Consider the following 269-nt stretch of genomic DNA (forward strand, 5'->3'; position numbering starts at 1 on the left):
GTAAGTAGTGGTGCTTTTGCTGCTACTTTACAAAAAGAAGCTCTGTTAATGCTTGGCTATGGTGCATTAGCAATTTTGCTTATAAAGCTGGGTCACTTTTTTCAAGATAAAGTGGCATTGCGTAAAGTAAGCCTACATAACGAAATAGTCAAAGGTAACGTTACTGCGTCAATTATTGATTTTGGCCATGTAGTTAGTGTTGCGGTGGTTATTCGCTCTGCACTATTGTGGGTTGCTACCGAAGGCTGGCATGGCATTCCTATTGTGAT

1 protein-coding gene is annotated in these 269 nt (G+C 40.5%); it reads left to right on the top strand.

The features are described 5' to 3' along the window. A partial coding sequence (locus SB765_RS30000; RefSeq protein ID WP_410932543.1) for a DUF350 domain-containing protein occupies positions 1–269 on the top strand: 269 nt, incomplete at both ends.

Source organism: Pseudomonas sp. SIMBA_067 (assembly GCF_046534675.1).
Classification (GTDB): Bacteria; Pseudomonadota; Gammaproteobacteria; order Pseudomonadales; family Pseudomonadaceae; genus Aquipseudomonas; species Aquipseudomonas putida.